Origin of the sequence: Pseudoxanthomonas sp. Root65 (assembly GCF_001427635.1) — a bacterium.
Taxonomy (GTDB): Bacteria; Pseudomonadota; Gammaproteobacteria; order Xanthomonadales; family Xanthomonadaceae; genus Pseudoxanthomonas_A.
Map to the genome: position 1 here is coordinate 802,490 of NZ_LMHA01000002.1, position 18,606 is coordinate 821,095.

Below are 18,606 nucleotides of genomic sequence, written 5' to 3' on the forward strand. Positions count from 1 at the left end.
ATAACGAATCCCGGCTTCCATGAGCAAACGCGATTACTACGAAGTCCTGGGCGTGGCCCGCGACGCCAGCGACGAAGACCTGAAGAAGGCCTATCGCCGCTGCGCGATGAAACACCACCCGGACCGCAATCCCGGCGACGCCGCGGCCGAGGCGGCGTTCAAGGAGTGCAAGGAGGCCTACGAGGTGTTGTCGGACGGTGCCAAGCGCCGTACCTACGACGCCCACGGCCATGCCGCGTTCGAGCACGGCATGGGCGGAGGCGGCGGTCCCGGCGGTCCGGACATGGGCGACATTTTCGGCGACATTTTCGGCAACATCTTCGGTGGCGGCGGTGCGCGTGCTGCGCGTCGCGGCGCCGACGTCGGCTACGTGATGGAGCTGGACCTGGAAGAAGCCGTTGCCGGCGCCGAGAAGCGGATCGAGATCCCGTCGCTCGTCGCCTGCGAGCCCTGCAAGGGTTCGGGCTCGGCGGACGGCAGGGTCGAGACCTGCGGCACGTGCGGCGGTCGCGGCAACGTGCGCATGCAGCGCGGTATTTTCGCCATGCAGCAGGCCTGCCCGGCCTGCGGCGGTCGCGGTCAGACCATCAAGAACCCCTGCACCGAATGCCATGGCGCCGGGCGCGTGGAAGAAGAGAAGGTCCTGTCGGTCAAGATTCCGGCCGGCGTGGACAACGGCGACCGCATCCGCCTGACCGGCGAAGGCGAGGCCGGCCCGCCCGGCACGCCGCCCGGCGACCTTTACGTGGAAGTGCGCGTGCGCGAGCACGACATCTTCCAGCGCGACGGCGACGACCTGCACTGCGAAGTGCCGATCCGCATTTCGCAGGCGGCACTGGGCGACACCGTGCGCGTGCCCACGCTGCGCGGCGAAGCCGAGATCCGCATCCCGGCCGAAACGCAGACCGGCAAGCTGTTCCGCCTGCGCGGCAAGGGCGTCAAGTCGGTGCGCAGCCGCAGCGAGGGCGATCTCTACTGCCGCGTGGTGGTGGAGACGCCGGTCAACCTGACTCCCGAGCAGCGCGAGCTCCTGGAGAAGTTCGAAGCCACCTTCAGCGGCGACGAAGCACGCAAGCACTCGCCGAAGTCCGCGACGTTCCTCGATGGCGTCAAGGGGTTCTGGGATCGCATGACGTCCTGAGGTCCTGCCGGAGCCTGTCCTCCCGTCGACGCCCGGTCTCTGCCGGGCGTCCTGCGTTCTGGGCAGCCGAACCATTGCTAGGATGGTGCGTCGCCAGCCGGCGACCTACGCATATGGACAGGGAGGACGTGGGGAATGCGCAAGCACTTGGGGAAGGTGGCCGGGGTCTGCCTGGTCGCGGCATCGGCACTGGCCGGCGCAACATCGGCGCAGACCGCCGAGGAGCGTCCGCTGCAGGTCGAGCATGAGCATGTCGCTTATGTCGTCGACGCCGACGGCCGCTACGTGGAGACGCGCGAGACAGCGACCAGGGTGTTGAAGGAGGCTGCGCTGGAAGCGGCCAAGACCGCGTCGGTCGGCTACAGCACCAGTATCCAGAAGGCCGAGGTGGTGGCGGCCTATACACTCAAGGCGGACGGTCGCAAGGTCGTGGTGCCGCCCGGCAACTATCAGGTTCAGTCCGCAGCTGGGCACGAAGGCGACTCGCCTGTGTACTCCGACAACACCACGCTGACGGTGGTGTTCCCCGATCTGGCAGTCGGCGACACCACCGTGTTCGCCTACAGGTTGACCGCCCTGCAGCCGATGTTTCCGGGCCAGTTCTCGGTGATCGAGAATTTCAATCCCGCCCAATACTACGGCGACGTGAAGATCACGCTGGACGCGCCGGCCACGGTGCAGGCCGGCCACCAGTCCTGGCAGATGCAGGAAAGCAAGCGCGAGCGCGACGGCCGTCGCGTGATCGAGTGGCGATGGCGCAACCGCACGCCAGTGCCTCGCGAAAGCTTGCGCGACAGCGTGTACAACCCCGAGCGCTATCCCGGCTACGCCTATTCCACGTTTCGCGACTATGCGCAGATCGCGCAGGCGTACGGCGGTCCGGCGAACGCGAAGGCGGTACCGACGCCGCGCATCCGCACGCTGGCCGACGAGATCGCCGGCGACGCGCGCGAACCGCGCGAGACCGCCAAGCGTCTTTACGAATGGGTGTCGCGCAACATCACCTACGCGGGCAACTGCATCGGCCTGGGTGCCGTCGTGCCGCGCGACCTGGACCAGGTGCTGGACAACCGCATGGGAGACTGCAAGGACCACGCCACGCTGTTGCAGGCGTTGCTGGCCGCCAGGGGTATCTCGAGCACGCAGGCCCTGATCAACGCCGGTGGCACCTACACGCTGCCCAGGGTACCGGTGGCATCGGTGGTCAACCACGTCATCACTTACATCCCAAGCCTCGACTTGTACGCCGATTCCACCGCGGCCACCGTGCCTTTCGGGTCTTTGCCGAACGGATCCGCGGGCAAGCCGGTGCTGTTGGTGGAGGGTCATCACGAAGGCGCATCGACGCCGTTGCGTGAAGCCGGCCGCGATGGCCAGAAGCTGCGCACGACGGTGCGGATCGCCGCCGACGGCTCGGTCAACGGCAGCCAGCAGGTGGAGCTGAGCGGCAGGCTGGCGGTAATGGCACGCGACCAGTTCCGCGAGCTGCCCCCGGCCGAGGCAGGCAAGATGGTGCGCCGCTACTTCGAGCGCATGGCGCTTCGCGCCGACGGCACGGTGCGATATCCCGACGCCCGCCCGCTGCAGGACGACTTCAGCATCGACGCGGACTTCGAGGTCGCGCGCATGCTGCCGGCGTCGGGTGGCCTGCAAACGCAGCCCTGGTTCATCAGCTACGCGCCGATAGCGAGCATCGTGGCGCGCAACCTCGGGAGCGTCGACCAGCCGGCGGGCGAGAGCGGCTGCGGTGGCATCTACTCGGAGGAGGAGTACATGATCGAACTGGCCCCCGGTATGCGCATCGCCTCGCTGCCCGGCAATGTGGATGTCGAGGAGGGCAACGTCGCTTTCCGCGCGACCTACCGGCGCGAAGGCAACCGTATCCACATCAACCGCCGGCTGGACGACCGCACGCCAGGCCCTGTCTGCTCGCCGGAGTACAACACCGCGTACGCACGGACGATGCAGAAGATCCTCCCCGGCCTGCGCGAGCAGATCGTCTATCTGGCTGCGGATGTCCGTGCCGACTGAACCTGCCGGTTCGCAGGACGGCGCTGGGGCATTGAACCTACCCCAGCGCCCGTTGGTGGGCATCGTCGGCAGCGCCGGCGCCTATGGCCGCTGGCTGCAGTCGTTCTTCCGTACCCGGATGGGGCTGACGGTCATCGGCCACGACCCGGCGGATGCGCAGTCCGTCGACGAAGCGGAACTGGTCCGGCGCGCGGACGTGCTGGTGTTCTCCGCCCCGATCCGCCATACCGCCGCGGTGATCGACCGGTACACCGGTCTGGCGAACGGCCACGAGGCAGGCAAGCTCTGGCTCGACGTTACCTCCATCAAGACCACGCCCGTGGCGGCCATGCTGCGTTCGCAGGCGGAGGTCGTCGGCCTGCACCCGATGACCGCGCCCCCGAAGGCGCCGACCCTGAAGGGCAGGGTGATGGTGGTGAGCGAGGCGCGGCTGCAGCTCTGGCGACCGTGGGTGGCGGAGCTGCTCGCGGCGCTTGAAGCCGAAAGCGTGCATGCCACGCCCGAACAGCACGACAGGGTGATGGCGTTGGTGCAGGCGATGGTGCACGCGACGCACCTGGCGCAGGCCGGCGTCCTGCGCGGGCAGGCCCTGCAGGTCGGCGACCTGGCCGCGGTGATGCCGTTCCGGTCGGCCTCCTTCGAGATGGACGCCGCGATCATCGCGCGCATCCTGTCGCTCAATCCGGCGATCTACGAAGACATCCAGTTCGGCAATCCGCATGCGGGCGCCGTGCTGCAGGCGCTGGGTGGGCAGATCAGCCGGATGGCGGCGCTGGTGCGCGACGGCAGCGACGCCGCGCGTGCCGCCTTCCGCGACGAATTCCTGCGCGACAACCGCGTCGCCATCGGCGAGGTGGCGTTGGCCGAAGGCAACTACAGCTACGAGCGGATCGGGTATCTGCTGGCCGATCTCGCGGCCGGCGAGGCGCTCAGCGTGCACCTGCCGGAGGACCGGCCGGGCTCGTTGCGCGCGCTGCTGCACGTGTTCGAGCGGCATGCGGTGAGCCTGTCATCGATCCACTCCTCGCGCACGCCCGAAGGCGAGGTGCATTTCCGGATCGGATTCGATGCCGGCGTGGACCTGGAGGCGCTGCGACGCGCGGTGGAGGAGATTGCCGCACGGCAGCTGGGGCGTGTTCTGGCCTGATGCGTGCGTCGCGCGCAGGATCGGGGAAATGAAAGTAAATCCGTTTACTCGACAACTGTGACATGACGGGCCTAGCATCGGATCCATCGGGGCGCACGCGCTGACGCTCCCCATCATCATCCTCAAGGAGTGACGGAGATGGCCCGCGACAACAGACTGGTCCCACTTTCGTCGGTGCGTTCGCCGGTGCCCGCGATGGCCGAAGCGGACGCAGTCGCGCTGTTGACGCGCATTGTGGCGGCGCAGAGCGAGATTGCAGCCGCTGGCCCCGACCCGCAGGACGTCGTCGATGCCATCACGTGCCGCGCACAGGAACTGACGCGATCGGCCGGTGCCGTGCTGGAGATACGCGACGGCGATCAGATGCGCTACTGGTCGGCCAGCGGCATCGCGGCCAACCAGGTCGGCCTGCTGATGCCGGCGAAGGGCAGTCTTTCCGGGCGTTGTCTGGAGGAAGGACGCGTATTGCGCTGCGACGACAGCGAGACCGACCCGCGCGTCAATCGCGAGGCCTGTCGCAACGTGGGCCTGCGCTCGATGCTGGTGGCGCCGCTGTACTTCCGTCGCCAGGCCGTAGGCGTACTCAAGGTGGTCTCGACCGTGCCTGGCGCGTACGGCGACACCGATCAGCGCACGCTCGAACAGTTGAGCGCGTTGGTCGCGGCCAGCCTCTACAAGGCGATCGAGCACGCGCAGATGCGCGCGGCGCTCGAACACAGGAAAGGTCAGGGCGAGCGCGAGCGCCAGCAGTCGCAGGAAGCGCGCACGCGCCTGGAGGCGGTGCTGGAAGCAGGGCAGATGAGCGCCGCGCTGCAGCCCATCGTGCGGCTCAGCGACGGCGCGATCGTCGGCTACGAAGCGTTGGCGCGGTTTCCAGTGGAGTACGACATGTCCACCGTGCGATGGTTCGAGGAGGCCGCTCGCCATGGCATGAGCATCCAGCTCGAACTGGCGGCGGTGCGGACTGCACTTGCCCATCTGGGAAGCGTCCCGAACGATGCCTACCTCGCCCTCAACGTGTCACCGGAAACCGCCTGCAGCGATGCGCTGACATCGCTGCTGCAAGCGCACCAGCCGCATCGCCTGGTGCTGGAGATCACCGAGCACACGCCCGTGGAGGACTACGGGCAACTCAATCTCCGCCTGGCCGCCCTGCAGGCGCTGGGCACGCGCATCGCGGTGGACGATACCGGCGCGGGATTCTCCACCCTCCGCCATGTGCTGCGCCTGGCGCCGGACATCATCAAGCTCGACGTCACGCTGGTGCGTGACGTGGACCAGCGTCCGCGCATGCAGGCGCTGATCGCCGCGCTGCTGACGTTCGCACATGGGACCCGTGCCGAGTTGGTGGCGGAAGGCGTGGAAACGGCGCAGCAGCTCGCCACGTTGCGACAGCTTGGCGTGCCGTATGCGCAGGGCTACCACCTGGGACATCCGCAGGTGCCCTGAGGCCTTCACCGCATCCTGTCGCCAGCTTCACGGGCGCCCGCTACCATGCAGGCATGAACGCCACCGCCACCCGCCTCCTCATCCATGGTGCTTCCGGCCGCATGGGCCAGTCGCTGCTCCGCCTGGCCGCCGAACAGCCCGATCGGTACCAGGTCGTCGCGGCGGTGACGCGACGCACGCCCTCGCCGCGCGTGGTCGATGGCGTGCCGCATTTCGCCGCCAGCGAGCTGGGCGGCGTGCCGGCATTCGATGTCGCCATCGACTTCAGCCTGCCCGATGGATTCGATCCCATCCTCGCCCTGTGCGTGGAGCGTGGCGCGCCGCTGGTGTCGGGCACGACCGGCATCTCGGCTGAGCAGATCGACGCGGTTTCGCGCGCGGCCGCCACCATCCCGTTGGTCTGGGCAACGAACTTCAGCCTGGGCGTCGCCGTGCTGGCCGAACTGGTCGAGCGTGCCGCTGCAGCCTTGTCCGGATGGGACGTGGATGTCGTGGAATCGCATCACGTGCACAAGAAGGACGCCCCTTCAGGTACCGCGCTGACATTGGGACAGGCGGCGGGCAGCGCGGGCGCACAGGTGCATTACGCCAGTCTGCGCGCGGGCGACATCGTCGGCGAGCACACCGTGCAATTCACCGGCCTGGGCGAACGCGTCGAACTGGTCCATCGCGCCACGCATCGCGACGTGTTCGCCCGCGGCGCCCTGCACGCGGCGCGGAAACTCGCCGGTCGACCGGCCGGCAATTACCGCGTGCGCGACCTGCTGGATTGAAGGCCGGGCGAGCGCCGTACGCTCGCCCCAACCTGAATACGCCGTGCTCTGGCGGTCTGCCAATGGTCTGCCGGGCAAAAAAACGGTGGCGCTGAACAGGCCGTTTCCGTACAATTCCCGCTCGCCTGTTACCCATCGCCACGGACCGGATCAACGCCGCGTCTGCGGTTTCTTGCAGCCGCAAGCCGGTGGGACAGGGTTCCTCCACCCCAAGGCGAACCCCGTGACACGACCCGCAATTCTCGTACTCGAAGACGGCACCGTATTCGAGGGCGAATCCGTAGGCGCAGACGGCCTTTCCGTCGGCGAAGTGGTGTTCAACACCGCCATGACCGGCTACCAGGAAATCCTGACCGACCCGTCGTACGCCCGCCAGCTCGTCACCCTGACGTATCCCCACATCGGCAACACCGGTTGCACCGACCAGGACGACGAAGCGTCGAAGGTCTGGTGCGCCGGCCTGATCGTGCGCGACGTGCCGCGCCGTCCCAGCAGCTGGCGCAACCAGCAGGCGCTGCCGGAATGGCTGTCCACGCGCGGCATCGTGGCCATCGCCGGCATCGACACCCGCAAGCTGACCCGCATCCTGCGCGAGCGCGGCGCCCAGAACGGCGCCCTGATGGCCGGCGACGGCCTCGATGCCGACCAGGCGCTGGAAGCCGCACGCAAGTTCCCGGGCCTGAAGGGCATGGACCTGGCCAAGGTGGTCACCACCGACAAGGCCTATTCGTGGCGCGATGGCCAGCTCGACCTGGACCGCAACGCCTTCGTGCAGGCCCCGGCCAAATTCAAGGTCGTGGCCTACGACTTCGGCGTGAAGCACAACATCCTGCGCATGCTGGCCGAGCGCGGCTGCGAGGTGACCGTGGTACCGGCGCAGACCAGCGCCGCCGACGTGCTGGCGATGCAGCCCGATGGTGTGTTCCTGTCCAACGGCCCGGGCGATCCGGCGCCCTGCGACTATGCCATCGCCGCGATCCGCGAATTCATCGCGAAGAAGATCCCCACCTTCGGCATCTGCCTGGGCCACCAGCTGCTGGCGCTCGCCGCCGGCGCGCAGACCATGAAGATGGGGCACGGCCACCACGGTGCCAACCATCCGGTGCAGGACCTCGACAGTGGTCGCGTGATGATCACGTCGCAGAACCATGGTTTTGCCGTCGACGAAACGACGCTGCCGGCCAACGTGCGGGTGATCCACCGCTCGCTGTTCGACGGCACCAACCAGGGCATCGAACTGACCGACGCACCGGCGTTTTCCTTCCAGGGCCATCCGGAAGCGTCGCCGGGGCCGCACGACGTGGCACCGCTGTTCGACCGGTTCGTCCAGTCGATGGGCCCAGGGCGTTAAGCCGGCACGCCGCCGACCATCCGCCCCACATTTGTTTACCGGCCGCACGCCGCGCACCGCGCGCGACGGCCACGCGAAGAACCGAGGACAGCATGCCCAAGCGCAACGACCTTAAAACCATCCTGATCATCGGCGCAGGCCCGATCGTCATCGGCCAGGCCTGCGAGTTCGACTACTCCGGCGCACAGGCCTGCAAGGCGCTGCGCGAGGAGGGGTACCGGGTGGTGCTGGTCAACAGCAATCCCGCGACCATCATGACCGACCCGGAAATGGCGGACGCGGTGTACATCGAGCCGATCAACTGGCAGACGGTCGAGAAGATCATCGCGAAGGAGAAGCCCGACGCGCTGCTGCCGACGATGGGCGGCCAGACCGCGCTGAACTGCGCGCTGGACCTGGCCGACCACGGCGTGCTGGACAAGTACGGCGTGGAGCTGATCGGCGCCAAGCGCGATGCCATCCGCATGGCCGAAGACCGCGAGCTGTTCCGCGTGGCGATGGGCGAGATCGGGCTGGAATGCCCCAAGGCCGCCGTCGCCCACACGCTGGAAGAAGCGCTGGAGATCCAGACCCGCGTCGGCTATCCCACCATCATCCGGCCCAGCTTCACCCTGGGCGGCAGCGGCGGCGGCATCGCCTACAACCGCGAAGAGCTGATCGACATCGTCACCCGCGGCCTGGAACTGTCGCCGACCACCGAGGTGCTGGTGGAGGAATCGGTGCTGGGCTGGAAGGAATTCGAGATGGAAGTGGTCCGCGACACCGCGGACAACTGCATCATCGTCTGCTCCATCGAGAACCTTGACCCGATGGGCGTGCACACCGGCGACAGCATCACCGTCGCGCCGGCGCAGACCCTGACCGACAAGGAGTACCAGCGCCTGCGCGATGCCTCCATCGCGGTGCTGCGCAAGATCGGCGTGGACACCGGCGGCTCGAACGTGCAGTTCGGCATCAATGCGCAGACCGGACGCGTGGTCGTGATCGAGATGAACCCGCGCGTATCGCGCTCGTCGGCGCTGGCGTCCAAGGCCACCGGCTTCCCGATCGCCAAGGTCGCGGCCAAGCTGGCCGTGGGCTACACGCTGGACGAACTGAAGAACGAGATCACCGGCGGCCTGACCCCGGCCTCGTTCGAGCCCGCGATCGACTACGTGGTGACCAAGATCCCGCGCTTCGCCTTCGAGAAGTTCCCGCAGGCCGACGCCCGCCTGACCACGCAGATGAAATCCGTGGGCGAGGTGATGGCGATGGGCCGCACCTTCCAGGAATCGCTGCAGAAGGCGCTGCGCGGGCTGGAAACCGGCAAGGTCGGCCTGGACCCGACCGGTCTGGACCTGGCCGACGAGGATGATCTGGCCGCGCTGCGCCGCGAACTGAAGGCGCCCGGTCCGGAGCGCCTGTTCTACGTGGCCGACGCGTTCCGTGCCGGCATGAGCGTGGAGCAGGTGCACGCGCTGTCGTTCATCGATCCCTGGTTCCTGGACCAGATGGAAGAGATCATCGCCGCCGAGCAGCAGCTGGCCGCCGATGGCCTGGGGTCGCTGGACAAGGCGCGCATGCGCCGCCTCAAGCGCATGGGCTTTTCCGATGCGCGCCTGGCGCAGCTGGCCAACACCAACGAGACCGCCGTGCGCGTGCTGCGCAAGGCGCTGGGCGTGAAGCCGGTGTACAAGCGCGTGGACTCGTGCGCGGCCGAATTCGCCACCAGCACCGCCTACCTGTACTCGACCTACGAGGACGAGTGCGAAGCGCAGCCGACCAACCGCGACAAGATCATGATCCTGGGCGGCGGCCCCAACCGCATCGGCCAGGGCATCGAGTTCGACTACTGCTGCGTGCACGCGGCGCTGGCGCTGCGCGAGGACGGGTTCGAGACCATCATGGTCAACTGCAACCCGGAAACCGTCTCCACCGACTACGACACCTCCGACCGCCTGTACTTCGAGCCGCTGACGCTGGAAGACGTGCTGGAGATCGTCGAGCTGGAGCAGCCGAAGGGCGTGATCGTGCAGTACGGCGGGCAGACGCCGCTGAAGCTGGCGCGTGCGCTGGAAGCCAATGGCGTGCCGGTGATCGGCACCAGTCCGGACTCCATCGACCTGGCCGAAGACCGCGAGCGCTTCCAGAAACTGGTCGACGCGCTGGGCCTGAAGCAGCCGCCCAACCGCATCGCCCGCAACGACCAGGAAGCCCTGCTGCTGGCGCGCGAGATCGGTTATCCGCTGGTCGTGCGTCCCTCGTACGTGCTGGGTGGCCGCGCGATGGAAATCGTGTACGGCGAATCCGACCTGGCCCGCTACGTGCGTGACGCGGTCAAGGTCTCCAACGATTCACCGGTGCTGCTGGACCGCTTCCTCGACAATGCGGTGGAAGTGGACGTGGACATCATCGCCGACGCCGAGGGCCACGTGCTGATCGGCGGCGTGATGGAGCACATCGAGGAAGCCGGCGTGCATTCGGGCGATTCCTCGTGCTCGCTGCCGCCGTACTCGCTGTCGGCCAGGACGCAGGACGAACTGCGCCGCCAGGTGGTCGAGCTGGCCAAGGCGCTGAAGGTGGTCGGCCTGATGAACACCCAGTTCGCCATCCAGGCCGGCGAAGACGGCAGCGACGACATCGTCTACTTGCTGGAAGTCAATCCGCGCGCGTCGCGCACCGTGCCGTTCGTATCCAAGGCCACCGGCATGCCGCTGGCCAAGATCGCCGCCCGCTGCATGGCCGGCAAGACGCTGGCCGGGCAGGGCGCCACCAAGGAAATCGTGCCCGACTACTATTCGGTCAAGGAGGCGATCTTCCCGTTCGCCAAGTTCCAGGGCGTGGATCCGATCCTCGGCCCGGAGATGCGCTCCACCGGCGAGGTGATGGGCGTAGGCCGCAGCTTCGGTGCCGCCATGGCACGTGCGCAGGAAGCCGGTGGCATCAAGGCGCCGCCGGTCGGCAAGGTGTTCATCTCCGTGCGTGACCCGGACAAGAAGCGCGTGCTGCCGGTGGCGCAGCAACTGGTCAGCCGCGGCTACAGCATCGTCGCCACGGCGGGCACGGCGGCCTGGCTGGGCGAGCACGGTATCGCCTGCGAGCAGATCAACAAGGTGCTCGAAGGCCGTCCGCACGTGGTCGACCTGATCAAGAACGGCGAAATCGTGTATATCGTCAACACCACGGAAGGACGCCAAGCCATCGCCGACTCCTTCTCGATCCGGCGCGAGGCCCTGCAGCACCGCGTCACCTATTCAACCACGGTCGCCGGCGCCAAGGCGCTGGTGCATTCGCTGGAATACCGCGGCACGGGCCCGGTGCTGGCGTTGCAGGAACTGCACAAGGAGCTTCAAGGGTGAGAGCCCCATTGACGATGGAAGGCGCGCAGCGCCTGCGCCAGGAACTGGACCTGCTGAAGACGGTCAAGCGCCCCGAAGTGATCGCCGCCATCGCGGAAGCGCGTGCGCACGGTGACCTGAAGGAGAACGCCGAGTACCACGCCGCGCGCGAGCAGCAGGGCTTCATCGAAGGCCGCATCAAGCAGCTGGAAGGCGAGCTGTCGCACGCCGAGATCATCGACGTCAGCAAGCTCAATGCCGGTTCGCGCATCGTGTTCGGCGCCAAGGTGGTGCTGGCCGACGTGGATACCGACGAAGAGAAGCGCTACCAGGTGGTCGGTGATCTCGAAGCCGACATCAAGCTGGGGCTCATCGCGATTTCGTCGCCGCTGGCCCGCGCCCTGATCGGCAAGCACGAGGGCGACAGCGTCACCATCGACGCCCCGGCCGGCCAGCGCGAGTACGAAATCGTCAGCGTTTCCTACGTCGACTGACGGACCGATGGCCCAGGCCACCCTGCTGCTGCCCGCACGCACCCGGCTGGTCGGCCAGCTGCTGCCGCCCGACGTGGCCAAGGCGCTGGGCCGCGCCGACCGCAGCCAAGGCGAAGCCGGCGAGCGCGCGCAGCTGCGGCGCCAGTTCCAACTGGTGCCGGACCACTGGCCGGTCGCCGCGCTGACGCGGCAGCGCGATGGGCGGGATGCGGCCGGCGCGAGTTGGCTGCGCGCCGATCCCGCGCGCGTGTCCCCCGACATGACCGGGGCCCGCATGCTGGCGTATGGCGAAGCGCTTGCGCTCACCGATGAGGACACGGCGAACCTGCTTCCCGCGCTGAAGCCGCTGTTCGGCGATGCCGGCATGCTGCTCGATGCGCCGCAGCCGGCACGCTGGTACCTGCGTCTGCCGGTGGAGGCGAAGTTGCCGACGTTCGCGCCGGCCAGCGAGGTGCTGGGCGACGACCTGTTCGCGCATCTGCCGGAGGGCGACGCCGGCCGGCGCTGGCGTGCGCTGCTCAGCGAGGCGCAGGTGCTGCTGCACAACCACCCGTGGAATGCGCAGCGCGTGGCGCAGGGCAAGCCGCCGGTGAACTCGCTCTGGTTCTGGGGCGGCGGCGTGCTGCCGGATGCCGTGCGCACGGGTTTCCGCCAGGTGAAGGGCCATGACGTGCTGCTGCAGTCACTGGCGCAGGTCGCCGGCGTGGAAGAGACGCACGCCAATGGCGAAGGCGGCGTCGATGCGCTGATCGACCTGCGCCACCTGCGCAACCTTGATCTGCTGTGCCGCGATGCGCTGCGGCCGCTGCTGGAGGCGCTGCGCAAGCGCGAACTCGACGCGCTCAACCTCGACTTCGAAGACGGCGCGCTGTTCTCGCTGCGCCGGGAACAGCGCTGGCGCCTGTGGCGCGGTCCGTTGCAACGTCTGGATACGGCACGCCCGGACCACGTTCCCGCATGACGCCGGCCCCACGGATCCGCCGCCGCGCCATCGCCGCGGGCGGAGATTGGCCGGAGAGCGTGCCGCCGCTGCTGCGACGCATCTACGAAGCGCGCGGTGCGCTGTCGATGGAACAGGCGCAACCACGGTTGGCCCAGCTGCTGCCGCCCGATCTGTTGGGCGGACTGGGCGACGCTACCGCGTTGCTGGCGGACGCGATCGCCCAGGACCGGCATATCGTCATCGTCGGCGACTTCGATTGCGACGGCGCCACTGCCTGCGCGGTGGGGGTGCGCGGACTGTGTCTGCTGGGTGCCCGGCGCGTCACGCCTGCGGTGCCCAACCGCATGGTGCACGGCTACGGCCTGTCGCCATCGCTGGTGGACGAGCTGGCCGCGCTGCAGCCCGACCTGCTGGTTACCGTGGACCACGGCATCGCCTGCCACGCCGGCATCGCCGCCGCGAAGGCACGGGGCTGGCAGGTGCTCGTCACCGACCACCACCTGCCGGGCGAGCAGCTGCCGTCGGCCGATGTCATCGTCAATCCGAACCTGCGCGACGACCCGTTCCCCAGCAAGATGCTGGCCGGCGTAGGCGTGATGTTCTACGTGCTGCTGGCGTTGCGGCGCGTGCTGCGCGAGCGCGGTGCTTTTGACGGCGCGGAACCGGACTTGTCCACGCTGCTCGACCTGGTCGCCATCGGTACCGTCGCCGACCTGGTCCCGCTGGACGCGAACAACCGTGCCCTGGTCGGCGCCGGACTGCGTCGCCTGCGCGCGGGGCAGGGATGCGCAGGCCTGCAGGCGCTGATGCGCGTGGCCGGACGCGATCCCGCACGCCTGACCGCCGCCGACATCGGCTTCGCCATCGCGCCGCGCCTCAACGCGGCGGGACGGCTGGAGGACATGGCGCTGGGCATCGCCTGCCTGCTGACCGACGACGTCACCCAGGCCGACGAGATGGCGCGCGTGCTGGAGGGCATCAATGCCGAGCGCCGCGGCGTGCAGCAGCAGATGGTCGACGAGGCGCAGGCAGCGCTCGCGCGCCTCGACGGCACCGACGGCGGCCCGGTGCCGCTGGCGCCGTGCCTGTTCGACCCGGAATGGCACCCCGGCGTGGTGGGCCTGGTGGCCTCCAAGATCAAGGAGCGCCTGCACCGGCCGGTGATCGCGTTCGCGCCGGCCGAACCCGGCAGCACGACATTGCGCGGCTCCGCGCGTTCGATTCCTGGATTCCATATCCGCGACGCGCTGGCCGCGGTCGACACCGCGCACCCCGGCCTGATCCAGCGGTTCGGTGGCCATGCGATGGCGGCGGGACTGTCGCTGGACGAACGCGATCTGCCGCGGTTCCGCGACGCGTTCCACCAGCACGCCAGTGCGCTGCTCGACGACGACCTGTTGCGCGAGGAAGTGCTGAGCGATGGCGAACTGGCGTCCGACGAGCTCGATCGTGCGCACGCCGACGTCCTGCGCAGTGCCGGACCGTGGGGACAGGGGTTTCCGGAGCCGGTGTTCGATGGCGTGTTCGACGTGCTGGACTGGCGCGTGGTCGGCGAGAAGCACCTGAAGTTCTCGCTGCGCTCGGGCGGCCATGCCGCGCCGTTGAACGCCATCCAGTTCAACGGCTGGCACGACGTGCCGCCGCCCACGCGCATCCAGGCCGCCTACCAGCTGGACACCGACGATTGGCGCGACCGTCGCGGTATCCAGCTGCTGGTGCGCCATTGGCAGGCGGCGGACTGAGCGGGCGTCAGCGCGGCCCCGCCGCCAGTGCGGGCGCATCGGCGGCGGCCCCGGTCGTCCGCAGCCCGAACAAGGGCCGCAGCCACCGCACGCGCCGGATCACTTCATAGCCACCGAAGCACGCAGCGAACGTGATCGCGACCAGCAACGGGCCCTCGATCAGCGGCGGGATCGCCAGTGGCTTCAGGTGATGCGCCACCGCCACGATGACGGTCTGGTGCAGGATGTAAATCGGAAACACCGCCGCCACTAGATAGCGCAGTACGCGACTGTCGCCGGGCCGCCAGTGATGCGCGAAGCCAAGCACGGCGACGATGGCGCACCACTGGTTCAGGCCCCAGCCCAGGCGCATGGTCACGCGCAGCGCCTCCGGCGGATCGGCATCGGCGAAACGGATGAAGTAGGCGATCAGCGCCGCCCAACTGGCGAGCCACGCCACCAGCGCCGGCCAGCGCAGCCGTTCGATCGCCTGCCAGACGCCTTCCGCACGGGCGATCAGGAAGCCGAACAGGAACACGCCGAAGTACTGCGCATGGTTGTACCAGTCGTCCACCAGCGCGTGCGTCTGCTCGAAACGGCCGACCAGCAGGACCCGCGCCACCCCCAGGAACAGGACGGGCCAGACCAGCACGCCCAGCCCGGACAACGCGGGGGCGAGCAGACCGCCCGCAGCGTCGAGGGCGCGTGGTGCCAGCCGCCACAACAGCCACACCGCCACCGTGTAGACCCACAGGTAGGCGACGAACCACAGATGGTTCCATGTGGGGACGTCCAGGCAACCGTCGGCATCGCAGAAGCCGTCGTAGGCGGTCAGGTAGCGCGCGTAGAACGCCAGGTAGCCGTCGTGGTAGCCGCCCGGCAGCTGTTCCACCACTTCGTAATAGGCCTGCGGCGGCACGATCACCAGCATGCCGAAGATCAGCGGCAGCAGCAGCCGCCATGAGCGGCCGCCCAGGAAGCGCGTGCGGGTTCTGGCCGCCTCTCCACTCCGCTGCGCCTTGCCGAGCAGGAAGGCGGTGGCGGTGCCCGACACCAGGAACAGCAGCGACAGCCGCCACGGCGAGCTGAGCAGCATGAACGGCTCCAGCGCATCGCTGGCGGCCGGACTCTTCACGTGCCAGTCCCAGGTCACGTAGTACATGCCCACGTGGTACAGGACCAGCAGCGCGAACGCGCAGACCCTCACCCAGTCCAGGTCGTGGCGACGTTGCATGGCGTTCTCCATCTTGATGAAGGCGGCAGACTCGCGGCGGCGGGCGCTGCCGGCCATCGCAGAGTGACGAATGCCTGGCGGCCGGTGACGAACTGCGGGCCCTCAGGGACGAATCGCGGCGCGCATCCCGGGACCGGTCGCTACACTGCGCGCATGAACGACAAGGATGCATTGACCTACGAACGCTACCTGCCGTGGAAGCGCTGGGTGGAGGCGGGGTTCTGGGTCGCGGTGACGGCCGCCAACTGCATCGCCAACAGCCTGACCACGCTGATGGAACTCCGGCGCGGCGAGTCGGGCATCCAGGCCTGGGAGCCGGTGGTCTGGGAAGCGAGCAGTGCGCTGGTCTGGCTGCTGGTGCTGATCCCCGCCATCGTCGGGTACACGCGGTGGCGTCCCGTGCATTGGGACAACTGGCGGCGGCGGCTGGCCGAGTACGTCGGCGTCAGTCTGCTGGTCTGTCTGGTGCACGTGGTCGCGATGGTGGCCTTGCGGGTGCTGGCGTACCGCACGCAGGGGATGGTCTACGAGTTCGGCCCCTGGCCGCGCGAACTGGCCTACGAGTACCTGAAGGATGCACGCAGCTTCGCCACCATCGTGGTGGTCGTGGAAAGCTACCGTTTCCTGCTGCGCCGCTGGCAGGGCGAAGCCAGCCTGCTCGCGGAGCCGGACGAGGGGCCGCCGCTGGAGCCGGTGGACCAACCGCAACGCTTCCTGGTGCGCAAGCTTGGCCGCGAGTTCCTGGTGGCGGCCAACGACATCGAGTGGGCCCAGGCGGCAGGCAACTACGTCAACCTGCGCGTGCGCGGCCACGACTATCCGTTGCGCAGCACCATCGCCGGCATCGAATCGCGCCTGGATCGCCGTCGCTTCGCCCGCATCCATCGCAGCTACATCGTCAGCCTGGAGCAGGTGGCCTCGATCGAGCCGCTGGACACCGGCGATGCGCGCGTGCACCTGAAAGATGGCGGCGTGCTGCCCTGCAGTCGCCGCTATCGCCAGGCGCTGCGCCAGCGCACCGGCGCCGACGTTCCCTAGGCTGCGCGCGTGGCTGGCACCTGCGGCAGTCGCTCCACCGCGTAACTGGCCACCAGACCGATCGCGCCGCCACGCACGGCATCCTCGGGCGCGTCCAGCAGCTGCTGCTGGGTGACGCCGGCGGGCAAGGCGCGGCCCCACAGGCCGGCCCAGGCGTTGCGGCGGTCCTTCGCGGCGTACAGGGCGCGGTCCGCCATGCGCAGGGCGTAATCCCACCCGCCGGCCGCGTTGTCGAAGAACGGAAACGGGGCGAAGCCCAGCGACACGGTCAGCGGCCAACGCTGCTGCGGGGCGACTTCATGCACTTCGCACAGCGCCTCATGCAGGCGGGATGCGACGGTGCAGGCCTGCGCCTCGGTGAGGTCGGCGCAGGCCATCAGGAATTCCTCGCCGCCCCAGCGCGCGATGACATCGTCGACGCGCCCGATGTCGCGCAGGCGGCTCGCCAGCGCGATCAGCACCTGGTCGCCGGCGTGGTGGCCGAAGCCATCGTTGACCTTCTTGAAGTGGTCGATGTCGACCAGGAACAGCACGTGCCGCGTCCCCGCGCCGGGGCGCTGCAGCGACATCGCCTTCAACGCCTCGGTCGCGGCCCGCCGGTTGCGCAGGCCGGTGAGCGGGTCGGTGGCGCTGACCTTGCGCAGTTGCCGGTTCCTGCGACGCTGCAGCAGGCCGAAACCGACACCACCCAGTACCAGCAGCAGCATCAGGCCGGCGCCCGCGCGACGCAGCAAGGTCGACTTCTCTTCCTTCAGGCGGCCGATCTGCGCCTGGTGGCGCATGGTCTCCAGCTCGCGCTGGGCGGCAGCGCTTTCGCTGCGCGCCTGCAGGTCCGCCAGCAATTCCAGCCGCTGTTCCTTGAGGGTCTGCATTTCCAGCGCATGCAGGCGCGCACCCACGGCCATGGCTTCGTCGGCCTGTCCCAGCGCAGCATGCGCGGCCATCCAGGCGCGCAGCACTTCGCGCTGCTTCTGCGGCTGGGGCGTGCCGTCCACGTGCGACCACGCGCGCCGTGCGGTGGCCAGCGCGCCGGTGGGATCGCCGGACAGGCGTTGCAGGGTCGAGCGCTTGGCCAGCGAACCGGCCAGCCCTGGGGCGTCCGCGCTGGCCGCTTGGGCGGCGATGACGGCATCCAGCACCGGCCGCGCCTGCGCCAGTTTTCCTTGCGCGATCCACAGGCCGGCGCGTTCGGCACGCAGGCGATCCACGACCGATTGCGCCTGCTTCCGCCGCGCAACGGCTTCGCCTTCGTCGATCACGGCGCGTGCTTCGTCGATACGGCCCAGCCGGACCAGATTGAGCGCGTGGTTGTGGAGGATCAGCGGGTCTTCCAGCTTCACCGTGGCGGCCACCGCGAGTGCCTTGCGGTGGTAGCCATCGGCGACCTCCGGGGAGTCGAGGTAGTCGGCGTGGATCAGGCCGATGTTGCTGAGCGTGGTGGCCTGGAACAGCGCGGCATCGTCGGCGGGCAATGCGAGGGCAAAGTCCTGCACGCGCAGGTAGGCCGCTTCGGCACGATGGATCTGGCCCGCGCCATGGAAGATCGAACCCGCCTGCGAAAACGCGCGCGCCCGGAACGCCGGCGGCAGGCCGGGGTGCTCCTGCACCCGCCGCTCCATCAATTCTCCCGCCTCCACCGCACGCGTCCTGTCGCCGGCCAGGCCGGCCGCGATACCGAGGCAGCTGAGGGTCTTGACCTCGTCCTCGACCGACAGGTCGGGTTCGCGCAGCAGCGATTCCGCCAGTTCAATCGCCACGGGAGGCGCGTCGCGCCGCAACTGCAGGCAGCGCTTCACATCGCTGGCACGGTCGTGACTAGCCGGCGGCCGCGTGCCCTGGGCACGCGACGAAGGCGGGCCCAGCAACAGTGCCAGGCCCAGCAGGCAGGGCAGCAGCGAGGCGGGCAGGGCAGCGCGAGGCGGCATGGACGGACGGCTCCTGGAGGGTCGCACGCACGGTCATGCAAT

Annotated in this window: 13 protein-coding genes; 11 read left to right on the forward strand and 2 right to left on the reverse strand. The window is 68.7% G+C overall.

Annotated features, from left to right (window positions below):
* Window positions 1–19: 19 nt before the first annotated feature.
* The 10 genes from dnaJ (at window position 20) to recJ (ending at window position 14,388) form a co-directional block, all read left to right on the forward strand.
* Complete coding sequence (gene dnaJ, locus ASD77_RS14290) at window positions 20–1,141, forward strand: molecular chaperone DnaJ (protein ID WP_055943079.1); 1,122 nt, start codon at window positions 20–22, stop codon at window positions 1,139–1,141.
* Between the two features lie 135 nt (window positions 1,142–1,276).
* Window positions 1,277–3,172, forward strand: a complete 1,896-nt coding sequence (locus ASD77_RS14295) for a DUF3857 and transglutaminase domain-containing protein (protein ID WP_055943084.1) — start codon at window positions 1,277–1,279, stop codon at window positions 3,170–3,172.
* Window positions 3,162–4,319, forward strand: a complete 1,158-nt coding sequence (locus tag ASD77_RS14300; protein ID WP_235578542.1) for a prephenate dehydrogenase — start codon at window positions 3,162–3,164, stop codon at window positions 4,317–4,319. Before ASD77_RS14295 ends, ASD77_RS14300 begins: the two co-directional genes overlap by 11 nt.
* A 138-nt stretch (window positions 4,320–4,457) precedes the next feature.
* The gene (locus tag ASD77_RS14305) at window positions 4,458–5,768 is read left to right on the forward strand and encodes an EAL domain-containing protein (protein ID WP_055943089.1); all 1,311 of its coding nucleotides are present in this window, start codon (window positions 4,458–4,460) and stop codon (window positions 5,766–5,768) included.
* A 53-nt stretch (window positions 5,769–5,821) separates the two neighbouring features.
* Window positions 5,822–6,541, forward strand: a complete 720-nt coding sequence (gene dapB, locus ASD77_RS14310; protein ID WP_055943092.1) for a 4-hydroxy-tetrahydrodipicolinate reductase — start codon at window positions 5,822–5,824, stop codon at window positions 6,539–6,541.
* 223 nt (window positions 6,542–6,764) lie between these two features.
* On the forward strand, window positions 6,765–7,892 hold the full coding sequence (gene carA, locus ASD77_RS14315) for a glutamine-hydrolyzing carbamoyl-phosphate synthase small subunit (protein ID WP_055943095.1): 1,128 nt from the start codon (window positions 6,765–6,767) through the stop codon (window positions 7,890–7,892).
* A gap of 92 nt (window positions 7,893–7,984) precedes the next feature.
* Window positions 7,985–11,230 (forward strand): carbamoyl-phosphate synthase large subunit, encoded by a 3,246-nt coding sequence (gene carB / locus ASD77_RS14320; RefSeq protein ID WP_055943097.1) that lies wholly within the window; start codon window positions 7,985–7,987, stop codon window positions 11,228–11,230.
* An 8-nt stretch (window positions 11,231–11,238) separates the two neighbouring features.
* The gene (gene greA, locus ASD77_RS14325; RefSeq protein ID WP_200947412.1) at window positions 11,239–11,703 is read left to right on the forward strand and encodes a transcription elongation factor GreA; all 465 of its coding nucleotides are present in this window, start codon (window positions 11,239–11,241) and stop codon (window positions 11,701–11,703) included.
* A gap of 7 nt (window positions 11,704–11,710) precedes the next feature.
* Window positions 11,711–12,664, forward strand: a complete 954-nt coding sequence (locus tag ASD77_RS14330) for a hypothetical protein (protein ID WP_055943104.1) — start codon at window positions 11,711–11,713, stop codon at window positions 12,662–12,664.
* Entirely contained in the window at window positions 12,661–14,388 is a 1,728-nt protein-coding gene (gene recJ, locus ASD77_RS14335; protein ID WP_055943107.1) for a single-stranded-DNA-specific exonuclease RecJ, read from the forward strand. Before ASD77_RS14330 ends, recJ begins: the two co-directional genes overlap by 4 nt.
* A 7-nt stretch (window positions 14,389–14,395) precedes the next feature.
* On the opposite strand, the gene ASD77_RS14340 is transcribed toward recJ, so the two are convergent.
* Window positions 14,396–15,601, reverse strand: coding sequence for an acyltransferase family protein (locus tag ASD77_RS14340; protein ID WP_235578543.1), 1,206 nt, complete (start codon window positions 15,599–15,601; stop codon window positions 14,396–14,398).
* Window positions 15,602–15,754: 153 nt separating this feature from the next.
* Between ASD77_RS14340 and ASD77_RS14345 the strand changes: the two genes are divergently transcribed.
* Entirely contained in the window at window positions 15,755–16,639 is an 885-nt protein-coding gene (locus ASD77_RS14345) for a LytTR family DNA-binding domain-containing protein (protein ID WP_055943111.1), read from the forward strand.
* Here ASD77_RS14345 and ASD77_RS14350 read toward each other — a convergent pair.
* Window positions 16,636–18,564 (reverse strand): GGDEF domain-containing protein, encoded by a 1,929-nt coding sequence (locus ASD77_RS14350; RefSeq protein WP_055943115.1) that lies wholly within the window; start codon window positions 18,562–18,564, stop codon window positions 16,636–16,638. The two genes, ASD77_RS14345 and ASD77_RS14350, sit on opposite strands and share 4 nt — an antisense overlap.
* Between the last annotated feature and the right edge of the window lie 42 nt (window positions 18,565–18,606).